The sequence below is a fragment of the Streptomyces sp. NPDC051020 genome, assembly GCF_040683105.1.
GTDB lineage: Bacteria > Actinomycetota > Actinomycetes > Streptomycetales > Streptomycetaceae > Streptomyces.
In genome coordinates, this window is sequence record NZ_JBFBCG010000253.1 from 1 (window position 1) to 1,010 (window position 1,010).

Sequence of the window (1,010 nt, forward strand, 5' to 3'; positions counted from 1 at the left end):
CATCACCACACGCTGGTCCTGGACGCGGACGGCAGCACGCTGCTGTCGCGGCGGGTGGCCAACGACGAGCCGGAACTCCTGAAGCTGATCGGTGACGTCCTGGACCTCGCCGACGGCGACAGGACGACCTGGGCGCTGGACATGACCGGCGGCGAGCCGGGCCTGCTGATCGCCTTGCTGGTCAACCACGGCCAGGAGCTCGTCTACATCCCCGGTATCGCGGTCAACCGGGCCAGCGACAGCTACCGCGGCCAAGGCAAGACGGACGCCCGTGACGCCCGCGTGATCGCCGACCAGGCCCGGATGCGCCGCGACCTTCAGCCGATCCGCCCCGGCGACGAAGCCACGATCGAGCTGCGGCTGCTGACCGACCACCGCGTCGATCTGGTTGCCGACCGCACCCGCACCACCAACCGGCTCAAGGCCCTGCTGAACGGTATGTTCCCGGCCCTGGAACGAGCCCTCGACCTCGGTAACGCCGGCCCGCTGGTTTTGCTGGCCGGATACCAGACACCGGCAGCGATCCGCCGCGCGGGCACCCGGCGGCTGACCACTTGGCTGCGCAACCGCAAGGTCTGCAACGCTGCCGCCCTCGCCGAGAAAGTGGTTGAAGCCGCCGAGCGCCAGCACACCGCCGTCGCGGGTGAGAAGGCCATCGCGAAGATGGTGCACACCCTGGCGAAGGAGGTGATGGCCCTCAACGAGAAGATCTCCGAGACCGACAAGCTCATCGAGGGCCGGTTTCGCGAGCACGAACTTGCCGACGTGATCCAGTCCATGCCCGGCATCGGCACGGTCCTCGGTGCCGAGTTTCTCGCCGCCGTCGGCGGCAGCCTGGACGCCTTCCCCACCGCCGACCGGCTCGCGGCCTTCGCCGGCGTGGCACCTGCCCCCCCGCGACTCCGGCCAGGTCAGTGGTAACGACCACCGACCGACGAGATACCACCGCCGCCTGCAGCGCGTCTTCTACACCTCCGCGCTGATCAGCGTCCAGCACGACCCCAACTCGC

Annotated in this window: 1 pseudogene; it reads left to right on the forward strand. The window is 69.4% G+C overall.

Annotation, left to right across the window (positions count from 1 at the left end):
* Nucleotides 1-1,010 (forward strand): annotated as a pseudogene (locus tag AB0N06_RS39065) (IS110 family transposase); the annotation flags it as partial.